Raw genomic sequence first — 26,586 nt, 5'->3', positions numbered from 1 at the left:
CACACGGCGATGACGGAAGGTTGTGCCCCCGGTTACCGGCCGAGGCGGCCGCGGACCATCCCCATCATCGCGTTCAGCTCCTGGATCCGCATCCGCCGGGCCGCGACGACGAAGATCGCGCCGAGGGCGAGCGAGCCGGCGAGGAGCGCGGCGAGGGACCCCGTGACGCCCTCGCCGAGCTTGTCGGTCACGGCCCACGCCGCCGCGCCGCCGGCGAGCGCCGCCGGGATGCTGGCGCCGATGAGGCGGGCGTACGTGCGGACGACGTGGGCGCCGTCCAGGTCGTTGGTCCCCATCCGCTGCTTCAGCCGCCGCCAGGCGACGCCGACGCCGACCGTGTACGCGACGCCGTAGCAGGCGGCCATGCCGATGACCGCGTGCCGGTCGGGCAGCAGGACGAAGGAGATCACCGAGCCGGTCGCGAAGACCGCGGCGACGATCAGCGTGTTGTAGAAGGGCGTGCGGGTGTCCTCGTAGGCATAGAAGCCGCGCAGGACGACGTACTGCACGGAGAAGGGGATCAGCCCGAGGCCGAAGGCCATCAGGACGTACCCGATCGAGGTGGCGGCGTCGCTGCCGACGGCGGCGAACAGCAGGGTGCACATCGGGATGCCGAGCGCGACGAGCGCGAAGGCGATCGGCACGATGGCGACGGCCGAGGTCCGCAGGCCGTGCGAGATGTCGTCGCGCACCGCGTGGGGGTCGCCGTCGGAGGCGGCCCGGGAGATGCGCGGCAGCATCGCGGCCATCACCGACACCGTGATGATCGCCTGCGGCATCTGCCAGATCAGCAGCGCGTTCTGGAAGGCCATGATGCCGGTGCCCTTGTGGCCCACCTCGGCGGCGGACTCGCCGGCCCAGGTGGCGAGCTGCGTGACGACGAGCATGCCGGCCTGGTTGGCGAGGACGAAGAGGAACGTCCACTTGGCGAGCTTGGCCGCCTTGCCGAGGCCGTGGCCCTTCCAGTCGAAGCGCGGCCGGATCTTGAAGCCCGTCTGCCGCAGGTACGGGATCATCGCCAGCGACTGCACCACGAGGCCCAGGAGCGTGCCCACGCCGAGGAGCCGTACGCCCTCCGCCGGGATGGTGGTCTCGTCCATCGCCGAGGAGTCGGAGGTGCCGTAGACCCAGAGGAAGAGGCCGAAGGTGGCGATGATGACGATGTTGTTGAGGACCGGGGTCCACATCATCGGGCCGAAGCTGCCGCGCGCGTTGAGGATCTGCCCCATCACCACGTGGATGCCCATGAAGAAGATGGTGGGCAGGCAGTACTGCGCGAAGGTGATCGCGACCTCGTTGGAGTGCGGGTTGTCGGCGATCTTCACCGACATCGCGCGGATGAGCAGCGGGGCGGCGAACACGGCGACGAGCACCATCCCGCCGAGGATGACCGAGACGAGGGTCAGCAGCCTGTTGGCGTAGGCGATGCCGCCGTCGGGGTCGTTCTTCATCGCGCGCACGAGCTGCGGGACGAAGACGGAGTTGAGGCCGCCGCCGATGGTGAGGATGTAGATCATCGTCGGCAGCGTGTACGCGACGGTATAGGTGTCGCCGAGGACCGCGACGCCGAGGGCCGCGGAGATCACCAGCGTGCGCAGGAACCCCGTGATGCGCGAGACGAGCGTCCCGGCGGCCATGACGGCGCTGGAGCGCGCCAGGCTCGCGACCCGGCCGCCACGGCGCTGCGGCGGTACGGGCGCGGGCGCCGCGGGCTGCGGCTGGAGGCCCATCGCCGGCGGCTGCGGGGCGCGCTGGTCGCGGAAGAGGTGGGCGAAGGCGTCCGGCTCCGGCTGCGCCGGCCGGCCGGCCCCGGTGACGAGGTCGTCGACGCCGACGAACTGCGTGGTCTGGTCGCCGTAGTGCAGATGCCGGGTGGGGCCGTCGGGCTCGGGCGCGGGCGGGTCGGCCCACTGGCGGGGGTCCGGGCGGTAGTGCGGCGAGGGCGGCTGCTGGTACGGCGGCTGAGCGGCGGGCTGGCTGCCCGCGGGCGGCGGGGGGTGCGCGGCGTGGTCGTAGAGCGCGTCGCCGAGGGGGTCGGCGCGCTGCTGGTACGGGTCGGGCGCGTAGGCGTCCTGGAGGTACGGGTCCTGGGGGTAGGGGGCCGCTTGGGCGGCGGCTGCCTGGCCGTACGGGTCCCGGGGGTCGGCGTGCGGGTGCTGCGGCTGCCCGCCCTGGGGGTGGTGCGGCTGCTGCGGGTAGTGCGGGTCCCGGGGGTCGCTCTGCTGGTACGGGGAGCGGGGGTCGTGCGGCTGCTGCGGTGCGGGGGCCTGGGGGTCACCGGCATACGGGTCGGCGGCCTGGCCGTACGGGTCCTGACCCTGCCGGCCGTACGGGTCGGGCGCGTACGGGCCCCCGTGCTGCTGCCCCTGGTGCGCGGAGGGCGCGTGCTGGCCGTACTGACCGGGGTGGCCCTGCTGGGGGTGCCCGCCGTGCTGCGGCGGCTGCGGCTGCCCGTAGGGAGGCGGCTGACCGTGCTGACCGGGCTGCGCGTACGGGTCCTGGGCCGGGGGCGCGTGCTGCGCGTAGGGGTCGGGCGCGGCGGGGTGCGCGTAGTGGCCCGGGCCGCTCTGCGCGTACGGGTCGGCGGCGGGCGGGGCGTAGTGCTCCTGGGGGTACGGCGCGTACGGGTCCTGGGCGGGCTGTGCGTACGGGTCGGGCGCGTACGGATCGGCGTTCTGCTGGTCGGCCGGGGGCTGCGGGTGGGCATGCGGAGGCGACCCGGCGGGCGGCAGGTTCGCGGGATCGCCGGTGCCCTGACTGCGGTCACCGTCGTACGGCGCGTTCATCGACACCCCACAAGGGTCATGGCCGGCCTGGAAACGGCCTGATCGCTCTCACCGCTCCACTCTCTCACTGGCACCCGACCGGGCACCGCTTTCCGTGTCGGTGTCGTCGGTGTGATCGCCCCCGGTGAGGTGCGGTCCGTGTGCCTCCTTGTCGGCTTCCCCGGTATCGCCGTCGCTACCGGGATCAGCCGAGTCCTCCGGGCTCCCGGCACCGCCGGTCCCGTCGCCCCCGTCCCCGTTTCCGTCCTCTTCCCCGTTCCCGTCCGCTCCTTCGCCATCCTCGGCCGCCCGGGCGGCGCGCTTGCGCTGCGAGTACATGCGAACCCCGGCGAGGACGAGCAGCAGAATCCCGGCGCCGATGACGAGCAGCACCGTGGAGGTGATGGACGTCACGTCCACCTGGAAGGTCTTCGACTCGCCGAAGCGCTTGCCGTCCGCGGTGTAGAGCTGGGCCGTGATGGTCACCGGGCCGCTGGCCCGCGCGGACGCCTCGAACTTCACCGAGGTGCTGTGGCCGCCCGCCACCTCGATGGACTGCCGGTCCTCCTCGATCCGCAGCCGGCTGGGCACGTCCGACGTCAGCCGCAGCTCCAGCCCGCGGACGTTCTGCACCAGGTTGTTCTGCACCGTCACCGGGATCGTGCCGCTGTTGCCGGACAGGGTGAGGTCCGACTTGTCGATGAGCTGCACCTGCGAGGTGATGTCCTCCAGGTAGCCCTGCACCTCCCGCCGGAACGCCTCCGCCTCCGTCTTGCGCCCGCGCCACTGCGTGGACATCTCGCGCAGCAGCGCGTTGCCGAAGGGCACGGTGACCCGGAGGCTGTTGTCGAGGATCTCGGAGAAGTTGTCGAGGTGGTGCCGGGTGTCCAGGATCCGCTCGAAGGCCTCGCGGGGGATCTCCTGCTTCCGCAGCTTCTTCGGGTACGCACCGGTGGAGGGCACCACGCGGTTGGCGCCCGGGTCCGCCGGCTCCACCGCGGCGCTGCTGAGGTTCAGCGGCGTCATCCACGTGTTGGTGTCGAGGTCGCCGAGCGCCTCCGCCATCGCCTGCACCTGGCCGAGCGTGGGGGTGCGCTGCGGGGCGACCACGATGCTGCGCTGCAGATTCGGCTGCTGCAGCGTCGTCACGAGGGTCTGGGCCAGGAACTCCTGGATGGCCAGGGAGTACGTCTCCGCCCGGCTCATGTCCCCCTCGAAGGCCCGGGAGAGCTGTGCGTCGGCCACCAGCACCGTCCTGCCGCCGCCGATGGGGCGGGCCGCGGTCGGCGTGTACGACAGGCCGCTCTCGGTCATGCTGTCGCTGCGCGAGAGGATCCACTGCGCCCCGGCCGCGCCCGCGACGCCGACGATCCGCTTGTCGATCGCGCCCTCGGCGGGCCAGGCGAGGTCGGTCTCCGGCTCCAGGTGCAGGACCGACTCCACGGTCTTACGGGCCAGGGTGGTGGCGTCGCCGAGCTGGTCGAGCGTGCCGGGGACCTTGCGGCCGCGGTGGGCGACGGAGGCGAGGTCGGGGTCGCCGAAGGGCAGCGCGACGACCTCGCGGCCCTTCACGGCGTTCTGCAGGTCGGCCAGCCACTGCCGGGCGGTGGCCTGGCCCTTGCCGGGGACGGTCCTGCCGTCCTCGCCCACCACGTTGTACGCCTCCGTCATCGCGGACGCCGTGGCGAGCAGGTCCGGGTCGAGGACCCAGGTCACGGGCAGCTCCTCGCCGAGCGCGACCATCTGCTGCAGCCGGCCGCCGGGCTCCATCTGCTCCAGCAGGCGGTCGCTGGCGAGCACGGGGGTCTGCTGCTCGTCCGCCTCGGTGCGCGCGGTGAGCTGGGGGGTGGCGATGACGGGCCAGACGAAGGTGAGCCGGGTCTTGGTCGACAGGTCGTCGGGCTGCCAGGGCAGGAAGGTGTGCTCGATGCCGAGCACCTGCTCGTAGCCGGCGTCGGCGGAGGTGCCGCTGAGGGAGACCGCGAGCTGGTAGACGCCGGGCGCGTCCAGCGGCAGCCGGTTCACGGGGATCGTCAGGCTGAAGTCGCGGCTCATGCCGGGGGCCAGGCTCTTCAGCTCCTCGGTGCCGGGGCCGTCGATCTCGGTCCCGTCGTACTCCGAGATCCAGCCCGTGCGCTCGGTGGCCTGGGTGACCTCGCTGCGGCTCGTCAGCGGGCCGCTGAGGCGCAGGGAGACATGCGGGTCGGTGATCTTGGCGTCGGTCCTGTTGGTGACCTTGCCGGAGACCGTGAGGTTGTCGCCGCCGGAGGGGACGGAGGGATTCAGATAGTCCACGGACACGTTCACCGAGCGGGACCCGGACGGCTGCGCGTGGGCCTTGCCGGCCGTCGGCACCTGCACGAGTGCGGCCGGCAGCAGCAGCGCCACGAGCAGCAGGGCGGTCAGCAGCCGCCGGTGGACCGGGAGACGGGCGGGAGGGCGGTCCGGAGACCCGGTCAAATGTGCCAGCTCGGCCACGCGCTCGCCCGTCCTCGTCGTCCTCGTGCCCGGCCCGCGGCCTTGTGCCGCCTGCCTTGGACCCCGATGGTAACGAGGTACGGGACGCCGGGTGGCGGGGACCGCGTCAACCCCCGGGCGGCCCGCCACCCGATCGGCACCGGGGCCGTACGGAGAGGCCGCGGAGGGTGGCCAGTTGCGGTCCCGCGGCGCGCGGGCCGTACCCTGTTCTGTTGTGCCGAATGCCCGCGAAGACCACCGAACCCAGCAGGCCACGCTCAGCCGTGCCCAGCGCAGCGCCGTCAGCGAACTGCTGCGCGTCTCCCCCGTCGCCGACGACCTGGCGCACCGCTTCCAGGACCAAGGCGCCCGGCTGGCGCTGGTGGGCGGCTCCGTACGGGACGCGCTGCTCGGCCGGCTCGGCAACGACCTCGACTTCACCACCGACGCCCGCCCGGAGCGGGTGCTCGACATCGTCCGGCCGTGGGCCGACGCGGTGTGGGAGGTCGGCATCGCGTTCGGCACCGTCGGCTGCCGCAAGGGCGATCTGCAGATCGAGATCACCACGTACCGCTCCGAGGCGTACGACCGGACGTCCCGCAAGCCCGAGGTGTCCTACGGCGACTCCATCGAGGAGGACCTCGTCCGCCGGGACTTCACGGTCAACGCGATGGCCGTGGCGCTGCCGGAGAAGGAGTTCGTCGACCCGCACGGCGGGCTGGACGATCTGGCGGCCCAGGTGCTGCGCACCCCCGGCACGCCGCAGGAGTCCTTCGGTGACGACCCGCTGCGGATGATGCGGGCCGCGCGGTTCGCGGCCCAGTTGGGCTTCGAGCTGGCGCCGGAGGTCGTCGCGGCGATGACGGACATGGCCGCGCGCATCGAGATCGTGTCCGCCGAGCGGGTGAGGGACGAGCTGAACAAGCTGCTCCTGGCCCCCCGCCCGCGCCTGGGACTGCATCTGCTCGTCGACACCGGGCTGGCCGAGCACGTGCTGCCGGAGCTGCCCGCGCTGCGGCTGGAGCGCGACGAGCACCATCGGCACAAGGACGTCTACGAGCACTCCCTGATCGTGCTGGAGCAGGCCGTCGCGCTGGAGGAGAACGGGCCCGACCTGGTGCTGCGGCTCGCGGCGCTGCTCCACGACATCGGCAAGCCGCGCACGCGCCGCTTCGAGAAGGACGGCCGGGTCTCCTTCCACCACCACGAGGTGGTGGGCGCGAAGATGACCAAGGCCCGGATGACGAAGCTGAAGTACCCCAACGACCAGATCAAGGACGTCTCCCGGCTGGTCGAGCTGCACCTGCGCTTCCACGGCTACGGCACCGGCGAGTGGACCGACTCCGCGGTGCGCCGCTACGTGCGGGATGCCGGGCCGCTGCTGGACCGGCTGCACAAGCTGACCCGCTCCGACTGCACCACGCGCAACAAGCGCAAGGCGCTGGCCCTGCAGCGCGCGTATGACGGGCTGGAGGAGCGCATCGTCCGGCTGCAGGCGCAGGAGGAGCTGGACGCGATCCGCCCGGACCTCGACGGCAACGAGATCATGAAGATCCTCGGCATCGGCCCCGGGCCTGCGGTCGGCGGCGCGTACCGGCACATGCTGGAGCTGCGGCTGGAACACGGACCGATGGGGCACGAGGCCGCTGTCGAGGCGCTGCGCGCGTGGTGGGCGGAGCAGAACCCGCCGGCCTAGGTTCTACGGGCCCGCAGGCGCCTGGGCGTACGGAGACGGCGGCACCGCCGTGGGCACGGCCGTCACGTTTCACGTGAAACATGCGACTCGGCGCCACCCTCCAGAACCGGTGGCTGCCCTTTCTCCGCGGGCGCGTGTTTCACGTGAAACATCGACAAGGCGATGCCCGCGAAGATCACCGAGACTCCCACCACCAGCACAGCCGAGCGCCCGTCCGCGGGCAGCAGTGCCGCCGCGGCCCCCGCGGCGCCCACGAAGGCGACGTTGAAGAGCATGTCGTAGAGGGAGAAGACCCGGCCCCGATAGGCGTCGTCCACCGACGACTGCACCACCGTGTCCGTCGTGATCTTGACGCCCTGCGTGGTCGCCCCGAGGACGAACGCCGCGACCAGCATCGGACCCGGCGCGAAGGACAGCGCCAGCACCGGCGTCAGCACCGCCGCCAGCGCGGCGCACAGCGTCATCCAGCCGGTCCGGCCCAGCCGCGTCACCAGGGACGGCGTCACCACCGCCGCGACGAAGAACCCCAGCCCCGACAGTCCGACGGCCACGCCGAGCAGCGCCATGCCGTCGTCCTCACCGTCGGACCAGGCGTAGCGGCACAGCATCAGCAGCATCACGGTCAGCGCCCCGAAGCAGAAGCGCATCAGGCCCATGGCGGACAGCGCCTGTGCGGCCTCGCGCCGCTCACCCAGATGCCGTACCCCCGCGACGAGCCCGCGCGCGGTGCTGGCGACCGCCGCCCGTATCCGCGGCAGCACCAGCTCCGGGTCCGGCCCCAGCGCCCCCGGCGCCATCCGCAGCGACGCCAGGGCCGCGCAGAGATACAGCCCCGAGCCGACCAGCACCGTTATCGCGTCCGCCGTGCCCCCCTTCGGCCCGGCCAGCCCGACGAGGAAGGCGACGCCACCGCCGGCCGTGGCGGCGAGGGTGCCCGCGGTCGGCGACAGGGAGTTGCCGACCACGAGCTGCTCGTCGGTGTCCACCACGCGCGGCAGCGCGGCGGAGAGCCCGGACAGCACGAAGCGGTTGACGGCGGTGACGGAGAGCGCGGACAGATAGAACAGCCAGTCCGGCACCCCGGCCAGCAGCAGCGCCGCCGTGCCAGCGGCGAAGACGGTGCGCAGCAGATTCCCGTACAGCAGCACCTGACGGCGCCGCCAGCGGTCCAGCAGCACGCCCGCGAAGGGGCCGACGATCGAGTACGGCAGCAGCAGCACGGCCATCGCCGAGGCGATGGCGGCCGGCGAGGTCTGCCGCTCGGGGGAGAAGACCACGTACGCGGCCAGCGCCACCTGGTAGACGCCGTCGGCGCCCTGGGAGAGCAGCCGTACGGCCAGCAGCCGGCGGAAGCCGTGCAGTCGCAGCAGGCTGCGGAGGTCGCGGACAACGGGCATGGCGTTCAGCATCACATGCCCAGGGGCCCCGGGCTGCAGCCCGGGGCCCCTGAAGACGGCGAGTCGTCGGCGGTGGGGTGGTGCTCAGCGCTCCACTTCACCGCGGATGAACTTCTCCACGCTCTCCCGCGCCTCGTCGTCGAAGTACTGCACGGGCGGGGACTTCATGAAGTACGAGGACGCCGAGAGCACCGGGCCGCCGATGCCGCGGTCCTTGGCGATCTTCGCGGCGCGCAGCGCGTCGATGATGATGCCCGCGGAGTTCGGCGAGTCCCAGACCTCCAGCTTGTACTCCAGGTTGAGGGGCACCTCGCCGAAGGCGCGGCCCTCCAGGCGCACGTACGCCCACTTGCGGTCGTCGAGCCAGGCGACGTAGTCCGACGGGCCGATGTGCACGTTGTGCTCGCCCAGCTCGCGGTCGGGGATCTGGGAGGTGACGGCCTGGGTCTTGGAGATCTTCTTGGACTCCAGCCGGTCGCGCTCCAGCATGTTCTTGAAGTCCATGTTGCCGCCGACGTTGAGCTGCATCGTGCGGTCCAGGATCACGCCCCGGTCCTCGAAGAGCTTCGCCATGACGCGGTGGGTGATGGTGGCGCCGACCTGCGACTTGATGTCGTCGCCGACGATCGGCACGCCCGCCGCGGTGAACTTGTCCGCCCACTCCTTGGTGCCCGCGATGAACACCGGCAGCGCGTTGACGAAGCCCACGCCGGCGTCGATGGCGCACTGCGCGTAGAACTTCGCGGCGTCCTCGGAGCCCACCGGCAGGTAGCAGACCAGCACGTCGACCTGCCGGTCCCGCAGCACCTGGACGACGTCGACGGGCTCCTCGGCGGACTCCTCGATCGTCTCGCGGTAGTAGCGCCCGAGGCCGTCGAGGGTGTGGCCGCGCTGCACGGTCACGCCGCTGTTGGGCACGTCGCAGATCTTGATGGTGTTGTTCTCGCTCGCCCCGATGGCGTCGGCGAGGTCGAGGCCCACCTTCTTGGCGTCGACGTCGAACGCCGCGACGAACTCGACGTCACGGACGTGGTAGTCCCCGAACTGGACGTGCATCAGCCCGGGCACCCGGCTGCCCGGGGCGGCGTCCTTGTAGAACTCGACGCCCTGCACGAGAGACGCGGCGCAGTTGCCCACGCCGACGATGGCTACACGTACCGAACCCATTGACGGTTGCTCCCTGTTTTTCGTTGAGGCCGTGCCAGGGCAGGGCCTCAGATGGCGGTGTCGTCGGACGGATCCGGCCGGGTGCTGTCCCGGTCACGGGGCAGGCCGCCCGTCTCTTCCGAACCGGCGTTCCCCGAAGGGCGCTCGTCGCGCCCCGCCCGTTCGCTCTCGATCAGCTCGGTGAGCCAGCGCACCTCGCGCTCGACGGACTCCATCCCATGCCGCTGAAGCTCCAGGGTGTAGTCGTCGAGTCGCTCGCGCGTGCGCGACAGCGACGTGCGCATCTTGTCCAGGCGCTCCTCCAGCCGGCTGCGCCGGCCTTCGAGCACCCGGACCCGTACGTCACGCGACGTCTGGCCGAAGAAGGCGAAGCGGACGCCGAAGTGCTCGTCCTCCCACGCCTCGGGCCCGGTCTGGGCGAGCAGCTCCTCGAAGTGCTCCTTGCCCTCGGCCGTCAGCCGGTAGACGATCTTGGCGCGCCGGCCCGCCAGCGGTACGGCGGGACCGTCCTGGGGTGCAGAAGCGGTCTCCTCCGTCAGCCATCCCTGTGCGACGAGAGTCTTCAGGCAGGGATAGAGGCTGCCGTAGCTGAACGCGCGGAACACCCCCAGCGAGCTGTTGAGCCGCTTGCGCAGCTCGTAGCCGTGCATGGGGGACTCGCGGAGCAGACCGAGGATGGCGAATTCCAGGATGCCTGAGCGCCTGCTCATCGCCGCCTCCTTCCGTACCGCGGATGTCCCGCTCTGGTGATACCGGGCCGATGTGTCGCACCGATGTGTCGTGCTGATGTATCGACTCGATACATCCAAACGATAGGACGGGGCTCGGGCAGCAGCAAGCCGGGGTTCTGTGAACGGCGTCACATCGGCCTGGCCGGGCGCGCCGAAGTGTCCGGTAAAGCGCGTAATACCCGGCGCAAAGCGGGCAACGCCGGTGCGTACTCTGTTCCGCATGCTGTCCGAAGGGAACCGAGAGCCGCATGCGGACGTCTTCGTCCTCGGTACAGTGCGGCTGGTTGCCAGAGGACAGAGAACCGGTCGTGCATCGGGGGGACCGGCTGACAGAAAACGCCTACAGGCGATGCCACCTGTTCGAGGAGTAGTCCCTTCATGAGCGAGCACCGTCGCAAGCCGCCGAACAGCGGCCGCGGAGGAGGCCGTCACGGCGCGCACTCCGGCCGCCGCGGGACGCCCGGCGCGGACGGGGGGGCCACGGCCGGCCGCCGGGCCGCCGGGGGCGGCGGGGGCGGCCGGAGGAGAGCCCCCGACGGGAACGCCGGCTACGGCGCGGGTGCCGGAGCCGGCGCGGGTGCCGCGGCGGGCGCGGCGGCCGGCGCGGCCGGACACGGCCGCAGCCACTCCGCCGCCGGCGGCTACGACGGCCCGCGCCGCAGGCGCCGCCCCGAGCCGCCGCAGCGGAAGCGGTTCATCGACTACCCCCGCTCCAACCACACCGGCCTGCGCCGCTGGCTCCCCTCCTGGAAGCAGGTCACGGGGATGTGCGTGCTCGGCTTCGGCCTGCTCGTCGGCCTGTTCATCCTCGGCTACATGCTGGTGACCGTGCCCAAGGTCGCCGATGCCGCCATGGCGCAGAACAACGTCTACTACTGGTCCGACGGCACCCAGATGGCCACGTACGGCGGCGAGAAGAACCGCCAGGAGGTCGATCTGGAGGACATCCCGAAGGAGATGCAGAACGCGGTCATCGCCGCGGAGAACGCCACCTTCTACTCCGACCCGGGCATCGACCCCAAGGGCATCACCCGCGCCGTCCTCAACATGGCAGGCGGCGGCTCCACCCAGAGCGGCTCGACCATCACCCAGCAGTATGTGAAGAACGCCATGCTCAACGACCAGTCGCAGACGCTCTCCCGCAAGGTCAAGGAGCTGTTCGTCTCCATCAAGGTGGGCGCGAAGGTCGACAAGAACGACATCCTCGCCGGCTATCTCAACACCGCGTACTACGGCCGCGGCGCCTACGGCATCCAGGCCGCCGCCCACGCGTACTTCCGGGTCGACGCCGAGGACCTCACACCCGACCAGTCCGCCTTCCTCGCCGCCGTCCTCAAGGGTCCCGACCTCTACGACCCCCAGGGCGGCTCCGTCCCGGGCGCCTCGCCGGAGGACAACACCAAGCGCGCCAAGGAGCGCTGGGAGTGGATCCTCGACCGGCAGACCGAGGTCGAGCTGGACGGCAAGAAGATGATGTCGCCGGCCGAGCGGGCCAAGTACGACAAGTTCCCCGAGATCGCGAAGTACAACCCCAGCGCGGGTCTGACAGGACAGAAGGGCTATCTCATCGAGACGGCCAACAGATACGTCCTGAAGAACTCCAACATCGACAAGCAGGCGCTGGAGCGCGGCGGCTACCGCATCTACACGACCTTCGACAAGGAGAAGGTCGCGCAGATGGAGAAGGCGGTCGACGACGCCCGCAAGGAGTACCTCGACCCGAAGACCCGGGACAAGGACAAGTACGTCCAGTTCGGCGGGGCCTCGGTCGACCCGACGTCGGGGAAGATCGTCGCCCTCTACGGCGGCGAGGGCTTCGACAAGGACCACTTCACCAACAACGCCGACACCCTCGGCGTCCCCGTGGGCTCCACCTGGAAGCCGTTCGTCCTCGCGTCCGCCTTCGAGAACGGCACGTACCTCAGCGAGGGCCGGCCGATCTCACCGGAGAGCAAGTACAACGGCAACAACGCCGTCATCATCAAGGACCAGAACGGCGACCCGATGCCCGGCCCGGGAGGCGATGACTTCCGGCAGGTCAACGAGGCCGACAAGAGCTACGGCTACGTCGACCTCAACATGGCCACCGGGCTGTCCATCAACACCCCGTACGTCCAGCTCGGCATCGACGTGGGGCTGAACAACATCCGCGAGACGGCAGAGAACCTCGGCATCCTCGAGGACTCGATGGACCCGAACAACAACGCCTCGTTCTCCATCGGCACCTCGACCCCCAGCGCCATCCGCATGGCCAGCGCGTACGGAACGTTCGCCGCCTCCGGCGAGCACATCGAGCCGTACTCCGTGACGAAGGTGGTCAAGGACGGCAACGAGCTGGACGGGTACGACGAGCACCCCACGAAGCGCGGCATCGACGCGGAAGTCGCCGACACCGTCACGAAGGTGATGAAGGAAAACGTCATCGAGGGCGAGTACGGCGAGTACGGCAGCGGCACCGGCGTCGCCGCGCGCGACCTGGAGCGCCCCGCGGCGGGCAAGACCGGTACCACGGACAAGAACAAGTCCGCCTGGTGGGTCGGCTACACCCCGCAGCTGTCCACGGCCGTCACCCTCTTCCGTACCGATCCGCGCAGCGAGAAGCAGGAACTGCTGTCGATGAACGGAACCGGCGGCTTCGACTCCATCCACGGTGGCCAGATCCCGACCGAGATCTGGACCAACTACATGAAGGCCGCCCTGGAGGGCGAGGAGGTCAAGGACTTCCCGGAGCCCGGTCCGCTGGGCGAGAAGGTCGACGGCGGCGGCGTCCCCAGCCCCACCCAGTCGTCGATCGAGCCCGAGCCGACGGAGACCGAGCCCTCCGAGGAGCCGGACGACCCCACCAGCAGCCCGCCGCCCTCGACGTCGCCCCCGCCCAGCCAGACGTGCGAGCCGTGGGACCTGGAGTGCCAGAGCGGCGGCGCGACCAACGGGGGTGATCCCGGCGGTGAGACGGACGGGGAGACGACCGGTGAGACGACCGGAGAGACGACCACCGGTGAGACGACAGGAGAGACGACCACCGGCGAGAACAACGGCGGGGGCAACGGCAACGGGGGTTCAAACGGCGGCGACGACGGCGGAGGACTGATCCCATGACGCCCCCCGCCCCGGCCCTTGCCGCCGTCTCCTGAGCGGTCCGCGCGGGAGCCCCGCTCGGCCCCGGTCGCTTCTACGCGGCCGGGGCCGGCCCGTTTCGCCGGGCGTGGTGGACGTACGCCCGCCTGCGCCCCGTCCCCGTACGGCAGGATGGCCCCATGACGAGCGTGGACCACGACCCGGCCCGGCGGCCGGCCGCCGCCCCGGCGCCGGACGAGCCGCCCGTCGCCCCCACCCGGCACGACGAGATCGCCGCCCGCGGCAGCGAGCTCCTCGGCGGGCCGCTGGGCCGCCGGGCGCTGCTCGGCGGCTCCTGGTGGACTCCGGTGCGGGTGATCGCGCTCGTGGCGATCGGGATGTTCGCGCTCGGCATGGTGCAGAAGTACCCGTGCTACGACGGCGCCTGGTTCTCCGGCGCGAACGCGCAGTACACCCGCGCCTGCTACTCGGACATCCCGCACCTCTACCAGGGCCGCGGCTTCGCCGACGACCTCACGCCCTACTTCGACCGCATCCCGCCGGAGACCTCCGGCGGGATGGAGTTCCTGGAGTACCCGGTCCTGACCGGGCTGTTCATGGAGGTCGCGTCCTGGTTCACCCCGGGCGGCGACGACCTCGTGCACCGTGAGCAGGTCTACTGGCTCGTCAACGCCGGCATGCTGATGGTCTGCGTCGCGATCGTCGCCGTCTGCGTCGCCCGTACGCACCGCCGCCGGCCCTGGGACGGGCTCCTCGTCGCCCTGGCCCCCGCGCTCGCGCTCACCGCGACGATCAACTGGGACCTGCTCGCCGTCGCCCTCACCGCCGCCGCGATGCTCGCCTGGTCCCGCAGCCGGCCCGTCGCCGCCGGCGTGCTCCTCGGCCTCGCCACGGCCGCCAAGCTGTATCCCGTGCTGCTGCTGTGGCCGCTGCTGCTGCTCTGTCTGCGCGCCGGGCGGCTACGGCAGTTCGCCACCGCGACCGCCGCCGCGGCCGGCGCCTGGCTCGTCGTGAACCTGCCCGTGATGATCAAGGCGCCGGACGGCTGGGCGAAGTTCTACACCTTCAGCCAGGAGCGGGGCGTCGACTTCGGCTCGTTCTGGCTGATCATCTCCCAGCGCTCCGGCGAGCCCCTGGACGACGCCAACATCTACGCCGCCGCCCTGATGGTCCTCGGCTGCATCGGCATCGGCGCCCTCGCGCTCACCGCGCCCCGCCGCCCGCGCTTCGCGCAGCTCGCGTTCCTGATCGTGGCGCTGTTCATCGTCACCAACAAGGTCTATTCGCCGCAGTACGTACTGTGGCTCATCCCGCTCGCCGCGCTGGCCCGGCCGCGCTGGCGCGACTTCCTCATCTGGCAGGGCTGCGAGGTCGCGTACTACCTGGGTATCTGGCTCTACCTCGCCTACACCAACGGCGGCGAGGACGCCAAGGGCCTGCCCCCGGACGGCTACCACGTGGCCATCGCCGCGCATCTGCTGGGCACGCTGTACCTGTGCGCGGTGGTCGTACGCGACATCGTGATGCCGGACCGCGATCCCGTACGCCGCCTCGGCGACGACGATCCCGGCGGCGGCGTCCTGGACCGCGCGCGGGACGTACGGGTGCTCGCCGAGACCGGCCACGGGCGGCACGCGGCGGGCGTGCCGGGCGTGCCGGGGGTGCCGGTCCCGGGTGGGCCGGGTTCACCGGGAGCGGGCGGAGCGCCTGGGGTGCTGCGGGTGCGGTGGGGAGCGGAACGGATCGTGAAGCCGGGCCGGGTGTCCCCCACCGAGTGACGGTATCCGGCGGCCAGGGGCGTCCGACCGGGCATTCTGAGCGGTTGGTCAGCCGGAGCGGCCCGCCCCGGACACGGATGAGGGCCCGAAGCCGCGGCTTCGGGCCCTTCGTACGCGCTACGCCGTACGCGGCACGCTCCGTGCCGTACGCGGCGAGCAACCGCTAGCGTTCCACCACCCGGTCCGGCTGCGTCGTCGTGTGCCGCAGATGCGCGACCATCTCGTCGCCCTGCACCGGAGCCGACGACTCCGCCGGCAGGTACAGGATCGACACCTGCATGTGCGGCGGCTCCGCGAACCAGCGCTGCTTGCCCTCCCACACGAACGGCGACAGGTTCCGGTTCACCGTCGCCAGCCCCGCCCGCGCCACACCCTTCGCCCGCGGCGCCAGCCCGTGCATCGCCTTCGGCGCCTCCAGGCCCACGCCCTGCGACGTACCGCCGGCGACCACCACCAGGTGGCCGTCGCCCGACACCTTCTGCTGCCGGTAGCCGAAGCGGTCGCCCTTCGCCACGCGCGTGACGTCCAGCACCGTGCCCCGGTAGTGCGTCGCGTCGTGGTCGCCCAGCCACAGCCGGGTGCCGATCCGCGCCCGGAAGCGCGTCTGCGGGAACTGCCGCTGCAACTGCTCGAACTCGTCCGCCCTGAGATGACTGACGTACATCGTGTGCAGCGGCAGCCGCGCCGCGCGCAGCCGGTCCATCCACGCGATGACCTCGTCCACCGCGCTGGAGCCGTCCGTACGGTCCAGCGGCAGGTGGATCGCGAAGCCCTCCAACGTCACGTCCGACAGCAGCGGCGCCAGCTTCGGCAGTTCCTCCTCCGTCACCCCGTGCCGGCGCATCGAGCTCATCACCTCGATGACGACCCGGGCCCCGACCAGCCGCCCCACCGCGTCCACCGACGCGACGGTGCGGATCACCCGCGTCGGCAGCGGGACGGGCTCCTCGGTGAGCTGGTAGGGGGTGAGGACGAGCAGGTCGCCGCTGACGAAGTCGCGCGCCCGCGCCGCCTCGTACACCGTGCCGACCGCCAGCGGGCTCGCCCCCAGCCGGGCGGCCTCGGCGGCCAGGCGCTCGTGGCCGAAGCCGTAGCCGTTGCCCTTGCAGACGGGGACGAGTCCGGGGAACTGCTCCAGGATGTGCTGCTGGTGTGCGCGCCACCGCGCGGAATCGACGTAGAGCGTGAGCGGCATGGCGGTCGGTGTACCTTCCTTCGCGGTGTCGGGGGCCCTCTTCCTTCACGCGCAAGTCCGCTGCTTCGCGTGAAGTCGCCGTGGTCAGCGGCGGGACATGTAGATGTCGAGAGCCTTGTGGAGCAGCTTATTCAGTGGGTAGTCCCACTCGCCCAGGTATTCGGCCGCCTGCCCGCCCGTGCCCACCTTGAACTGGATCAGCCCGAAGAGGTGGTCGCTGTCGACGAGCGCGTCGCCGATGCCGCGCAGGTCGTACACGTGCGCGCCGGCGGCGTGCGCGTCCTTCATCATCTGCCACTGGATGGCGTTCGACGGCCGCACCTCGCGCCCGTGGTTGGCGGAGGCACCGTACGAGTACCACACGTGCCCGCCCACCGTCAGCATCGTCGTCGCCGCCAGGCACTCGCCCTGGTAGAGCGCGAAGTAGAGCCGCATGCGGCCCGGCTCCTCGGCGTTGAGCACCTTCCACATGCGCTCGAAGTACCCCTGCGGCCGGGGCCGGAACTTGTCGCGCTCGGCCGTGATCTCGTACAGCCGCTGCCACTCGCCGAAGTGCTCCAGACCGCCCTGCACCACCTCGACGCCGGCCTTCTCGGCCTTCTTGACGTTGCGCCGCCAGAGCTGGTTGAAGCCCTTGAAGACCTCGTCCAGGGACCGCCCCGCCAGCGGTACCTGGAAGACGTACCGCGGCTGTACGTCGCCGAAGCCCGCACCGCCGTCCTCGCCCTGCTGCCAGCCCATCCGCCGCAGCCGCTCGGCGACCTCGAAGGCTTGCGGCTCGACGACGTCCGCGTTGACGTCGCGCAGCCGCTTGACGTCGGGGTCGGCGATGCCCGCCTTGATCGTCGGCGCCTCCCAGCGGCGGATGATCACCGGCGGGCCCATCTTCACGGAGAACGCGCCCTGGCTCTTCAGATGCGCCAGCATCGGGTTGAGCCACTGGTCGAGGTTCGGCGCGTACCAGTCGATGACCGGTCCCTCCGGCAGATACGCCAGATACCGCTTCACCTTCGGCAGCTGCCGGTACAGCACCAGAGCCGCGCCCACCTGCCGGCCGTCGGCGTCGAACCAGCCCAGGTTCTCCGCGCGCCACTCGGACTTCACGTCCGCCCACGCCGGGATCTGGCAGTGGCTCGCGGCGGGCAGACTGCGGATGTACGCCAGATGCTGCTCGCGGCTGATGGGCTGCAGGGTCAGGCTCATGGCGGCGCTCCTCGTGCTGCGGCGGGTTGCCGAGTGCGGCAGGCTTCTCGCGGGTGAAGCCTACTGCGGGCGTACCTCGCCCCAGGAGGGAAGGCCCCAAGCCGCGGGGCTGCGCGGACCCGGGAACGCCGATGGTGTATGCGGCGGTGGCGTACGGATCAGAGGGAGAAGCCCCCGCGCGCCATCGCCAGGAAGAAGCCGAGGGCGGACGCCCCCAGCCCCAGGAGGATCAGGAACCGCTCCCGGGTGGTCACGGAGATCATCTGTCCCCATGCCCCGGTGACGATCCCGATCAGTCCCGCCCAGGTCGCGGGCACGTGCAGGCCGCGCCACTGGGCCAGGACGAGCGCGATCGCCCCGACGGCGAGGGTGATGGCGAGAAGGGTGTCCTGGGCCACGTGATATTCGCCGTCGTGGGCGAAAAGGCCGATGTTGCGCTGCGGGGGCTGTACTGCCTGAGGCATAGGGCACCTCCATGCCCGTATGGCGGCGCGGGCTCCAGAGTCGTACGTGACGCCGCTCACACCCGATGTGTACAGATTGCCGGTAATCGTGGCCGGATTTCAACCGGAAGGGCCGCTGCGGGTACTGTGTGCGGTCTGTAGCGGAGTCTGCCCAGGCCATCCCACCGCACCGGCGCCCCCTCGGGCGCCGCCGCCCCGGGTTGTCAGTGCCGGGCGCTACCGTTGCGACGCAATGAAGAACCTCCTGCCACGGAGAGACCGTGGCCGCCGAGTCCAGAGGAGGTGGGTTCCACAATGCGTCACTACGAGGTGATGGTCATCCTCGACCCCGATCTCGAGGAGCGTGCAGTCTCCCCGTTGATCGAGTCCTTCCTGTCCGTGATCCGTGAGGCCGCGGGCAAGGTGGAGAAGGTCGACACCTGGGGCCGTCGTCGTCTCGCTTACGAGATCAAGAAGAAGCCCGAGGGCATCTACTCGGTCATCGACATCCAGGCCGAGGCCGATGTCGTCAAGGAGCTCGACCGGCAGATGAACCTCAACGAGTCGGTGCTGCGGACCAAGGTCCTGCGCCCCGCAATCCACTGACGGCAACCGACGAGCAAACCGCGTACGGCCTGTCCGGCGACGGACGGACCGCGTACGAGTAACCACCGAACAGACCGAACCGACAGCACTGACAAGCCAGACCGCACCACCCGGCAGCAACCGCGAGAGGTCAAGACATGGCAGGCGAGACCGTCATCACCGTCGTCGGAAACCTGACCGATGACCCCGAGCTGCGCTTCACGCCGTCCGGCGCGGCCGTCGCGAACTTCACGATCGCGTCGACGCCCCGGACCTTCGACCGGCAGACCAACGAGTGGAAGGACGGCGACCCGCTGTTCCTCCGCGCGTCGATCTGGCGCCAGGCGGCGGAGAACGTCGCCGAGTCGCTGACGCGCGGCACGCGCGTGGTTGCCCAGGGCCGGCTCCGCCAGCGTTCGTACGAGACCCAGCAGGGCGAGAAGCGGACCGTGGTGGAGCTGGAGGTCGACGAGATCGGCCCCGCGCTCCGGTACGCCACCGCCAAGGTCACCAAGACCACCGGCAGGGGCGGCCAGGGCGGCGGCTTCGGCGGTGGCGGCGGTGGCCAGCAGGGCGGCCAGGGCGGCGGCTGGGGCGGAAACCCCGGCGGCGGCCAGGGCGGCCAGGGTGGCGGCGGCCCGCAGGGCGACCCGTGGGCGACCTCCGGCGGCGGCGGTCAGCAGGGCGGTCAGGGCGGCAGCTGGGGTGGGAACTCCGGCGGCGGTCAGGGCGGCCAGGGCGGCGGTTACTCGGACGAGCCCCCGTTCTGATCCCGGGCTTCCCGGGGCGTGACGAGCGTGCTCGTACACCACACTTCTTGATCACACTGGAGTAAGAGACATCATGGCGAAGCCGCCTCCGCGCAAGCCGAAGAAGAAGGTTTGCGTCTTCTGCAAGGAGAAGATCTCCTACGTCGACTACAAGGACACGAACCTGCTGCGGAAGTTCATCTCCGACCGCGGCAAGATCCGTGCCCGCCGGGTCACCGGCAACTGCACCCAGCACCAGCGTGACGTCGCCACGGCCGTGAAGAACAGCCGGGAAATGGCGCTGCTGCCCTACACCTCGACCGCGCGCTGACTGGGAGGGTGAGCCAAGCATGAAGATCATCCTCAAGGGCGAGGTCTCCGGCCTCGGTGCCGCGGGCGATGTCGTCGAGGTCAAGGACGGGTACGCCCGCAACTACCTGATCCCCAACGGTCTGGCGATCCGCTGGACCCGCGGCGGGGAGAAGGACGTCGAGCAGATCCGCCGTGGCCGCAAGCTGCGCGAGATCGCCTCGGTCGAGCAGGCCAACGCCGTCAAGTCGGAGCTGGAGGGCGTGCAGGTGCGCCTGTCCACGCGCGCCGGCGCCAGCGGCCGCCTCTTCGGCGCCGTCACCCCGGCCGACATCGCCACGGCGATCAAGAAGGCCGGCGGCCCGGACGTCGACAAGCGGCGCATCGAGCTGTCCGCGCCGATCAAGAGCCTCGGCGCCCACCAGGTGTCCGTACGGCTGCACCCCGAGGTCGACGCGAAGGTCGGCGTCGAGGTCGTGGCCGGCTGACGCCTCTCGGCGACGGGTAGAACGAAGGACGGGCCGCGCCCTTGCGGGGGCGCGGCCCGTTCGCGTGCGGACGCACGGAAACCGAGCCTGGAGCCGGGGCGTTCGCTGGGACGGTGGGCTTCGGCGGACCGGGGTCTCGCCCGGCCCGTACCGCGGCTACGCCCGGACGGCGCCCGTGACCAGCCACCGCCCCGACCGCGCGCGCAGCCACAGCGTCACCAGCCGCGTCAGCATCATCAGCCCCATCGACCACCACACCGCCGTCAGCCCTCCGCCGAGCGCCGGCACCGCCAGCGCCACCGGTGCGAAGACCACCAGGGTCAGCAGCATCGCCCAGGCCAGATACGGCCCGTCGCCCGCGCCCATGAGCACGCCGTCGAGCACGAACACCACCCCCGCCAGCGGCTGCGTCACCGCGACGACCAGCAGCGCCGGCAGCAGCACGTCGTGCACCCCCGCGTCGTCCGTGAACAGCGGCAGGATCAGCGGCCGGGCCGCCACCACCAGCGCCCCCAGCACCGCGCCGGTCGCCACCCCCCACTGCACCATCCGCCGGCACGCCTCCCGCGCACCGTCCACGTCCCCCGCGCCCAGATACCGGCCGATGATCGCCTGCCCGGCGATCGCTATCGCGTCCAGCGCGAACGCCAGCAGCGACCAGATGCTCAGCACCACCTGGTGGGCGGCGACCGACTCGTCCCCGAGACCCGCCGCCACCGCGGTCGCGATGAGCCCGATGGCGCGCAGCGAGAGCGTACGGATCAGCAGCGGCACCCCGGCCCGCGCGGAGGCCCGTATGCCGGCCGGCTGCGGGCGCAGCGCGGCGCCGTGCCGGCGGGCGCCCCGTACGACGACGACCAGATAGACCGCGGCCATCCCCCACTGCGCGAGCACGGTGCCCCAGGCGGAGCCGGCGATGCCGAGGCCGGCGCCGTAGACGAGGGCGACGTTCAGCACGGCGTTGGCGGTGAAGCCGCCGATGGCGACGTACAGCGGGGTGCGGGTGTCCTGCAGGCCGCGTAGCACGCCGGTGGCGGCGAAGACGATGAGCATGGCGGGGATGCCGAAGGCGCTGACGCGCAGATACGTCACCGCGTACGGCGCGGCGGTGTCGGAGGCGCCGAAGAGGCCGACGAGTCCGGACGCGGTGGGGACGGTGACCGCGACGAGCGCGGCGCCGAGCAGCGCGGCGAGCCAGATGCCGTCGACACCCTGCTGGATCGCGGAGCGCAGATCGCCGGCGCCGACGCGGCGGGCGACGGCGGCGGTCGTGGCGTAGGCGAGGAAGACGAAGACGCTCACGGCAGTGGTGAGGAGCGCGGCGGCGACGCCGAGGCCGGCGAGGTGCGGGGTGCCGAGGTGACCGACGATGGCGCTGTCGGCGAGCAGGAAGAGGGGCTCGGCGACGAGGGCGCCGAAGGCGGGAACGGCGAGGGCGACGATCTCGCGGTCGTGCCGCCGCCGGCTGCGGCGTCGCCGCTCGCCGGGCGTGCCCTGGTCGGCGGCGGTGGGCGCGGGGACGTCGTGCATGCAGCAAATCTAATAGTCCACAGGTAACAGACGCAACAGACCAAGGGTACTTACAGCATGACGTGTACGGGGTGACCGCGCGCCGCGTCCGCCGCGACCTCGGCCCGGAGGGCAAAGTTTTTCTCCTCCACCGGCGGTGGACGAAGAATCAGCAGGTCAAACGGGTGATCGCGGAGCGATAGTGTGCTTGTCCACAGCACTGTCCCCCGGCTCGTGCACAGCTTTCCCCAAGTAATCCACAGGTTGGCGCCCACTTTCCACACCCCCTGTGGATAGCGCAATTGGCGAGAGCCCGCCGCGGACCTACCGTGGAGCCTCCCCCCTGCCGGCACCGGCGCCGCCACCCCGCGGTCCGGGGGGCCGGCCGACGCGCCGGAAGCGGAACGCCGCGGGCGATTTGTCAGCGGCGTGCCGTAAGAAAGAGGGGCGCCCTGAGAGGTCCGCCGAGAGGCGGGTGGGAGGAGGTGGGGCAGCCGTGTCCGAGCACCGGGACTACGTGGACACCATGCCCGGGGACGTCCGTCCACTGCGCCGCGAGGCCGACCGGCACAGCCGGCCGGACCAGCCCGCGCCGGACGACCCCTGGGGCCCCGGCGCCCCCGCCGCCTTCGAGCGCGTACCCCCGCAGGATCTGGACGCCGAGCAGTCCGTCCTCGGCGGCATGCTGCTCTCCAAGGACGCCATCGCCGACGTCGTCGAGGTCCTCAAGGGCCACGACTTCTACCGCCCGGCCCACGAGACCGTCTACACCGCGATCCTCGACCTCTACGCCCGCGGCGAGCCCGCCGACCCCATCACCGTCTCCGCCGAGCTCACCAAGCGCGGCGAACTCGCCCGCGTAGGCGGCGCGTCGTACCTCCACACCCTCGTCCAGTCCGTCCCCACCGCCGCCAACGCGGAGTACTACGCCGAGATCGTCCACCAGCGCGCCATCCTGCGCCGCCTGGTCGAGGCGGGCACGCGCATCACCCAGATGGGATACGCGGCCGACGGCGAGGTCGACGACATCGTCAACTCCGCCCAGGCCGAGATCTACGCCGTCACCGAACAGCGCACCGCGGAGGACTACCTCCCCCTCGGCGAGATCATGGAGGGAGCCCTCGACGAGATCGAGGCCATCGGCTCCCGCAGCGGCCAGATGTCCGGGGTCCCCACGGGCTTCACCGACCTCGACTCCCTCACGAACGGCCTCCACCCCGGCCAGATGATCGTCGTGGCCGCCCGCCCCGCCATGGGTAAGGCCCTCGCCCTCGACACCCCGCTGCCCACACCCACGGGGTGGACGACGATGGGAGAGGTCCAAGTCGGCGACTATCTGCTGGACGCGAAGGGCAGGCCCACGCGCGTCGTTGCCGCTACCGACGTGATGACTGGGCGTCCGTGCTACGAGATCGAGTTCTCGGATGGCGCGAAGATCGTGGCCGATGCCGACCATCAATGGCTTACCTGGGACCGGAACACCCGCAAGGCGTACGACCATGCTGTCCCGGGGGCTGCCGCGTACCCGGACGACTGGCCCTCGTGGTCTCGCCCCCCGTTGTCCGCGCGACCTTACGCTGCTGGTGAGCGGGATCAGATGCGAGCCTGGCGCGCTTCCGGTCCTACGTCCGCGCAGATCGGTGCCGGACTCGGCAGGACCGCGACGGCGGTACAACAGCAGTGGAGCCGCCCCGAGCCCGAGAGCAGGGTGGTGAGGCCGCGTACCACAGCGGAGATTGCCGGCACGCTTCGCGTGCACCACGAGCACAATCACGCCATTCCAGCCGCGCAACCTCTCGCCTGCCCTGAAACCGAGCTGCCCGTCGACCCGTATGTGCTCGGCTGTCTTCTCGGTGACGGCGGCACGGCCGGAAGTGGACGTGTGGCCTGCGATCCACGAGATCGCGAGTGGCTGATGAGGGAGTTCCGCGCAGCCGGCCGTGAGGTCGTTTCCTCTGGCAGCGCAGGCCACTTCGGCGTGCGCGGACTGACAGAAACGTGGCGCTCGCTCAGCCTGTCGGCGGGCAAGCACATCCCTCCGGCCTACCTGCGGGCCTCATTCGAGCAGCGCCTGGCGCTGGTGCAGGGCCTGGTGGACTCGGGCGGTCACGTTGACGGCCACGGCGCCTATCGATTCACGAACACGAGCCGCGCGCTTATCGACGGCTTCCACGAACTCGTCGTCACGCTGGGGTGCGTTCCACAGATCCACCGGCGCACCGGACGGACCGGAGCAGGAAGGCCGAGCGCGGACTCGTGGGAGGTCATCGTACCGACCAGTCTTCCGCTGGCCCGGATGCCGCGTAAGGCGCGCTCTGCCCGGCGGCAAGGGAAACGAGAGCAGGTCACTCGGTACATCACGGCAGTCACACCTCTGGACAGCGTCCCGGTCCGGTGCGTACAGGTCGAGCACCCCGACCACCTGTACCTGGCCTCCCGGTCGATGGTGCCGACGCACAACAGCACGCTCGCCCTCGACTTCGCCCGCGCCTGCTCGATCAAGAGCAACCTGCCCAGCGTCATCTTCTCCCTGGAGATGGGCCGCAACGAGATCGCGATGCGGCTGCTCTCCGCGGAGGCCCGCGTGGCGCTCCACCACATGCGCTCCGGCAGCATGACGGACGACGACTGGACCCGCCTCGCACGCCGGATGCCGGAGGTGACGGGCGCCCCGCTCTACATCGACGACTCGCCGAACCTGTCGATGATGGAGATCCGCGCCAAGTGCCGCCGTCTGAAGCAGCGCAACGACCTGCAGATGATCGTCATCGACTACCTCCAGCTCATGCAGACGGGCGGCTCCCGCCGCCCGGAGAGCCGGCAGCAGGAGGTCTCGGAGATGTCCCGGAACCTCAAGCTGCTCGCCAAGGAGCTGGAGGTCCCGGTGATCGCCCTGTCCCAGCTCAACCGCGGCCCCGAACAGCGCACGGACAAGAAGCCGATGGTCTCCGACCTTCGTGAATCGGGATGCGTCACCGCGTCGACCCGCGTTCTGCGAGCCGACACCGGCAGCGAGGTCACCATCGGTGAGCTGCTCACCCGCGGCGAGAAGGACATCCCGGTCTGGTCGCTGGACGAGCAACTCCGGGTCGTCCCACGGACGATGACGCACGTCTTCTCCAGCGGGGTCAAGGAGGTCTTCCGCTTGCGGCTCGCTTCGGGCCGGGAGATCGAGGCGACGGCAAACCACCCGTTCCTGACGTACGACGGCTGGACCCCCCTCGGCGAACTCGCCGCCGGCTCACGTATCGCCACACCGCGGCAGATCAGAGGGCCTGTGCAGCAGAGGGCCTGGCCCGAGGCCGAGGTGATCATGCTCGGGCACCTGCTCGGAGACGGCTGCATCGCACCGCGCCGGCCCGTGCACTACACGAGCAACGACGAGGCCAACCTCGCCGCAGTGGAAGAGGCGGCGGCCCACTTCGGCATCACTCCCCGGCGTACTGCCCAAGGCACCTGGTCGCACGTCTATCTGCCCGCCCCCTTCCGCCTTGCACGCGGACGGCGCAACCCCATCGCCGCCTGGCTGGACGGCATGGGCCTGTACGGCAAGCGCGCGCACGAGAAATTCCTCCCGCGCGAGTTGTTCGCCCTGCCCGACGAGCAGGTGCGGCTCTTTCTGCGCCACTTGTGGGCGACGGACGGTTCGGTGACGGTGTCGGGTTCCGGCGCTGTCCGCGTCTACTACGCGACAACGAGCGAACGTCTCGCCCGGGACCTGCAGCAACTCCTGCTGCGCCTCGACATCCGCGCCCGACTGCGGGCAGTGGGCAACACCACCGGCCGTCCCGGCTGGACCGTGGATGTCTCCGGGGTGGACGACCAACGTCGGTTCCTGCAGAACGTCGGAGTCCACGGCGACCGCTCCCGCCATGTCGTCTCCGCGGTGGAGCGCCTACGACCCGTGCAGGCCAACCCCAACGTCGACACCGTCCCGCGCGACGTCTGGGAGCAGGTCCGCGAGCAGATGCGTGAGCAGTCCCTGACGACGCGCGCTTTCCCGGCCGCACTGGGCCCCAAGTACTGTGGAAGCGCGCTCTACAAGAGGTCGCCCGGTCGAGTCCGGCTCGGGCACATCGCGGAGATCCTGCAGAGCGCGGATCTGGAGATGCTTGCGACCAGCGACGTGTCCTGGGACGAGGTCGTCTCGATCGAGGCCCTGGGCGAGCAGGAGGTCTACGACGCCACCGTGCTCGGCACGCACAACTTCATCGCCAACGGGATCAGCGTGCACAACAGTATCGAACAGGATGCTGACATGGTCATCCTGCTGCACCGAGAGGATGCGTACGAGAAGGAGTCGCCACGCGCCGGCGAGGCGGACCTGATCGTCGCGAAGCACCGCAACGGTCCGACGGCGACGATCACGGTGGCCTTCCAGGGCCACTACTCCCGCTTCGTGGACATGGCCCAGACCTGACCCGCATGCGTGTGGTGAGACAGCGGGAAGCTGCTCAGCGCCTCGTCTCGTACCTGGTCAGGACCACGCCGCCGGGAAACGTCCGCGTCTCCACCAGGTTCAGGTTCACCTGGCCGTCCAGCGCGGCGAAGAACGGCGTGCCGCCGCCCACCAGGACCGGCGCGGTGGCCAGCACGTACTCGTCGATCAGCCCGGCCCGCATGGCCGCCCCGGCGAGCGTCGCGCCGCCGATGTCCATCGGGCCGCCGTCCTCGGCCTTGAGCCGGGTGATCTCGGCGACCACGTCGCCGGTGACCAGGCGGGCGTTCCAGTCGACCTTGTCGATCGTCGAGGAGAACACCACCTTCGACATGTCCCGCCACCGGCGCGCGAACTCGATCTCCGCCGGGGTGGCGTTGGGCTGCTGGTCGCCGGTCGGCCAGTGGGAACTCATCGTCTGCCACAGCTTGCGCCCGTACAGCGTCAGGTCGGTCGCCTGCAACTGGTCGGACCAGAACTGGAACAGCTCGTCGCTCGGCACGCCCCAGCCGATGTCGTCGCCGGGCGCGGCGATGTAGCCGTCCAGGGACACGTTCATGCCGTAGATCAGTTTCCGCATGGCGCCAGCCTTCCGTGA

General features: G+C 70.9%; 18 protein-coding genes. 8 read left to right on the top strand and 10 right to left on the bottom strand.

Annotation, left to right across the window (positions count from 1 at the left end; all coding sequences use genetic code 11):
- Positions 1-32: 32 nt before the first annotated feature.
- Together murJ and ABGA99_RS21060 are read right to left on the bottom strand one after the other, a co-directional pair.
- Entirely contained in the window at positions 33-2,786 is a 2,754-nt protein-coding gene (gene murJ, locus ABGA99_RS21065; protein WP_347583228.1) for a murein biosynthesis integral membrane protein MurJ, read from the bottom strand.
- Positions 2,787-2,834: 48 nt separating this feature from the next.
- Entirely contained in the window at positions 2,835-5,243 is a 2,409-nt protein-coding gene (locus tag ABGA99_RS21060) for a DUF6049 family protein (RefSeq protein ID WP_347579722.1), read from the bottom strand.
- Between the two features lie 214 nt (positions 5,244-5,457).
- On the opposite strand from ABGA99_RS21060, the gene ABGA99_RS21055 reads away from it, so the two are divergent.
- Entirely contained in the window at positions 5,458-6,918 is a 1,461-nt protein-coding gene (locus tag ABGA99_RS21055; protein ID WP_347579721.1) for a CCA tRNA nucleotidyltransferase, read from the top strand.
- Between the two features lie 62 nt (positions 6,919-6,980).
- Here the strand turns inward: ABGA99_RS21055 and ABGA99_RS21050 are convergent, their stop codons facing one another.
- From ABGA99_RS21050 to ABGA99_RS21040, 3 genes are all read right to left on the bottom strand, one after another.
- Positions 6,981-8,315, bottom strand: coding sequence for an MFS transporter (locus ABGA99_RS21050; protein WP_347579720.1), 1,335 nt, complete (start codon positions 8,313-8,315; stop codon positions 6,981-6,983).
- 84 nt (positions 8,316-8,399) lie between these two features.
- The gene (locus ABGA99_RS21045; protein WP_347579719.1) at positions 8,400-9,482 is read right to left on the bottom strand and encodes an inositol-3-phosphate synthase; all 1,083 of its coding nucleotides are present in this window, start codon (positions 9,480-9,482) and stop codon (positions 8,400-8,402) included.
- A gap of 47 nt (positions 9,483-9,529) precedes the next feature.
- A complete protein-coding gene (locus ABGA99_RS21040; RefSeq protein WP_347579718.1) occupies positions 9,530-10,192 on the bottom strand; it encodes a PadR family transcriptional regulator in 663 nt (220 codons plus the stop codon).
- A gap of 399 nt (positions 10,193-10,591) precedes the next feature.
- On the opposite strand from ABGA99_RS21040, the gene ABGA99_RS21035 reads away from it, so the two are divergent.
- Positions 10,592-13,312, top strand: a complete 2,721-nt coding sequence (locus ABGA99_RS21035; RefSeq protein WP_347579717.1) for a transglycosylase domain-containing protein — start codon at positions 10,592-10,594, stop codon at positions 13,310-13,312.
- Positions 13,313-13,470: 158 nt separating this feature from the next.
- A complete protein-coding gene (locus ABGA99_RS21030; RefSeq protein WP_347579716.1) occupies positions 13,471-15,069 on the top strand; it encodes a glycosyltransferase 87 family protein in 1,599 nt (532 codons plus the stop codon).
- Positions 15,070-15,232: 163 nt separating this feature from the next.
- On the opposite strand, the gene ABGA99_RS21025 is transcribed toward ABGA99_RS21030, so the two are convergent.
- The 3 genes from ABGA99_RS21025 to ABGA99_RS21015 all read right to left on the bottom strand — a co-directional run bounded on the left by ABGA99_RS21025 (position 15,233) and on the right by ABGA99_RS21015 (position 17,931).
- Positions 15,233-16,264, bottom strand: coding sequence for an alanine racemase (locus tag ABGA99_RS21025; RefSeq protein WP_347583199.1), 1,032 nt, complete (start codon positions 16,262-16,264; stop codon positions 15,233-15,235).
- An 84-nt stretch (positions 16,265-16,348) separates the two neighbouring features.
- A complete protein-coding gene (locus ABGA99_RS21020) occupies positions 16,349-17,467 on the bottom strand; it encodes a peptidoglycan bridge formation glycyltransferase FemA/FemB family protein (RefSeq protein ID WP_347579715.1) in 1,119 nt (372 codons plus the stop codon).
- A 158-nt stretch (positions 17,468-17,625) separates the two neighbouring features.
- On the bottom strand, positions 17,626-17,931 hold the full coding sequence (locus tag ABGA99_RS21015; RefSeq protein ID WP_347579714.1) for a hypothetical protein: 306 nt from the start codon (positions 17,929-17,931) through the stop codon (positions 17,626-17,628).
- A gap of 294 nt (positions 17,932-18,225) precedes the next feature.
- Between ABGA99_RS21015 and rpsF the strand changes: the two genes are divergently transcribed.
- The 4 genes from rpsF to rplI all read left to right on the top strand — a co-directional run bounded on the left by rpsF (position 18,226) and on the right by rplI (position 20,041).
- Complete coding sequence (gene rpsF / locus ABGA99_RS21010) at positions 18,226-18,516, top strand: 30S ribosomal protein S6 (RefSeq protein ID WP_347579713.1); 291 nt, start codon at positions 18,226-18,228, stop codon at positions 18,514-18,516.
- A gap of 137 nt (positions 18,517-18,653) precedes the next feature.
- Positions 18,654-19,265, top strand: a complete 612-nt coding sequence (locus ABGA99_RS21005; RefSeq protein ID WP_347579712.1) for a single-stranded DNA-binding protein — start codon at positions 18,654-18,656, stop codon at positions 19,263-19,265.
- 73 nt (positions 19,266-19,338) lie between these two features.
- Positions 19,339-19,575 carry a 30S ribosomal protein S18 gene (gene rpsR, locus ABGA99_RS21000; protein WP_018838794.1) on the top strand — a complete coding sequence of 79 codons (237 nt, stop codon included), beginning with the start codon at positions 19,339-19,341 and terminating at the stop codon, positions 19,573-19,575.
- Between the two features lie 19 nt (positions 19,576-19,594).
- Positions 19,595-20,041, top strand: a complete 447-nt coding sequence (gene rplI, locus ABGA99_RS20995; RefSeq protein ID WP_347579711.1) for a 50S ribosomal protein L9 — start codon at positions 19,595-19,597, stop codon at positions 20,039-20,041.
- Between the two features lie 156 nt (positions 20,042-20,197).
- On the opposite strand, the gene ABGA99_RS20990 is transcribed toward rplI, so the two are convergent.
- Positions 20,198-21,571 carry an MATE family efflux transporter gene (locus ABGA99_RS20990; protein ID WP_347583198.1) on the bottom strand — a complete coding sequence of 458 codons (1,374 nt, stop codon included), beginning with the start codon at positions 21,569-21,571 and terminating at the stop codon, positions 20,198-20,200.
- Between the two features lie 505 nt (positions 21,572-22,076).
- Between ABGA99_RS20990 and ABGA99_RS20985 the strand changes: the two genes are divergently transcribed.
- Positions 22,077-25,970 carry a replicative DNA helicase gene (locus ABGA99_RS20985; RefSeq protein WP_347583227.1) on the top strand — a complete coding sequence of 1,298 codons (3,894 nt, stop codon included), beginning with the start codon at positions 22,077-22,079 and terminating at the stop codon, positions 25,968-25,970.
- Between the two features lie 34 nt (positions 25,971-26,004).
- On the opposite strand, the gene ABGA99_RS20980 is transcribed toward ABGA99_RS20985, so the two are convergent.
- Positions 26,005-26,568, bottom strand: a complete 564-nt coding sequence (locus ABGA99_RS20980) for a dihydrofolate reductase family protein (protein WP_347579709.1) — start codon at positions 26,566-26,568, stop codon at positions 26,005-26,007.
- Between the last annotated feature and the right edge of the window lie 18 nt (positions 26,569-26,586).

The sequence above is a fragment of the Streptomyces sp. B5E4 genome (assembly GCF_039871555.1).
Classification (GTDB): Bacteria; Actinomycetota; Actinomycetes; order Streptomycetales; family Streptomycetaceae; genus Streptomyces.
The sequence above is the reverse complement of the archived record's forward strand: the minus strand, read 5'-3'. Positions and strand labels throughout refer to the sequence as shown.

Coding starts and splice junctions, on each gene's coding strand:
- murJ (WP_347583228.1), bottom strand. CDS start 2,786: ATGAACGCGCCGTACGACGGTGACCGCAGTCAGGGCACCGGCGATCCC.
- ABGA99_RS21050 (WP_347579720.1), bottom strand. CDS start 8,315: ATGCCCGTTGTCCGCGACCTCCGCAGCCTGCTGCGACTGCACGGCTTC.
- ABGA99_RS21045 (WP_347579719.1), bottom strand. CDS start 9,482: ATGGGTTCGGTACGTGTAGCCATCGTCGGCGTGGGCAACTGCGCCGCG.
- ABGA99_RS21040 (WP_347579718.1), bottom strand. CDS start 10,192: ATGAGCAGGCGCTCAGGCATCCTGGAATTCGCCATCCTCGGTCTGCTC.
- ABGA99_RS21035 (WP_347579717.1), top strand. CDS start 10,592: ATGAGCGAGCACCGTCGCAAGCCGCCGAACAGCGGCCGCGGAGGAGGC.
- ABGA99_RS21030 (WP_347579716.1), top strand. CDS start 13,471: ATGACGAGCGTGGACCACGACCCGGCCCGGCGGCCGGCCGCCGCCCCG.
- ABGA99_RS21025 (WP_347583199.1), bottom strand. CDS start 16,264: ATGCCGCTCACGCTCTACGTCGATTCCGCGCGGTGGCGCGCACACCAG.
- ABGA99_RS21020 (WP_347579715.1), bottom strand. CDS start 17,467: ATGAGCCTGACCCTGCAGCCCATCAGCCGCGAGCAGCATCTGGCGTAC.
- ABGA99_RS21015 (WP_347579714.1), bottom strand. CDS start 17,931: ATGCCTCAGGCAGTACAGCCCCCGCAGCGCAACATCGGCCTTTTCGCC.
- rpsF (WP_347579713.1), top strand. CDS start 18,226: ATGCGTCACTACGAGGTGATGGTCATCCTCGACCCCGATCTCGAGGAG.
- ABGA99_RS21005 (WP_347579712.1), top strand. CDS start 18,654: ATGGCAGGCGAGACCGTCATCACCGTCGTCGGAAACCTGACCGATGAC.
- rpsR (WP_018838794.1), top strand. CDS start 19,339: ATGGCGAAGCCGCCTCCGCGCAAGCCGAAGAAGAAGGTTTGCGTCTTC.
- rplI (WP_347579711.1), top strand. CDS start 19,595: ATGAAGATCATCCTCAAGGGCGAGGTCTCCGGCCTCGGTGCCGCGGGC.
- ABGA99_RS20990 (WP_347583198.1), bottom strand. CDS start 21,571: ATGCACGACGTCCCCGCGCCCACCGCCGCCGACCAGGGCACGCCCGGC.
- ABGA99_RS20985 (WP_347583227.1), top strand. CDS start 22,077: ATGCCCGGGGACGTCCGTCCACTGCGCCGCGAGGCCGACCGGCACAGC.
- ABGA99_RS20980 (WP_347579709.1), bottom strand. CDS start 26,568: ATGCGGAAACTGATCTACGGCATGAACGTGTCCCTGGACGGCTACATC.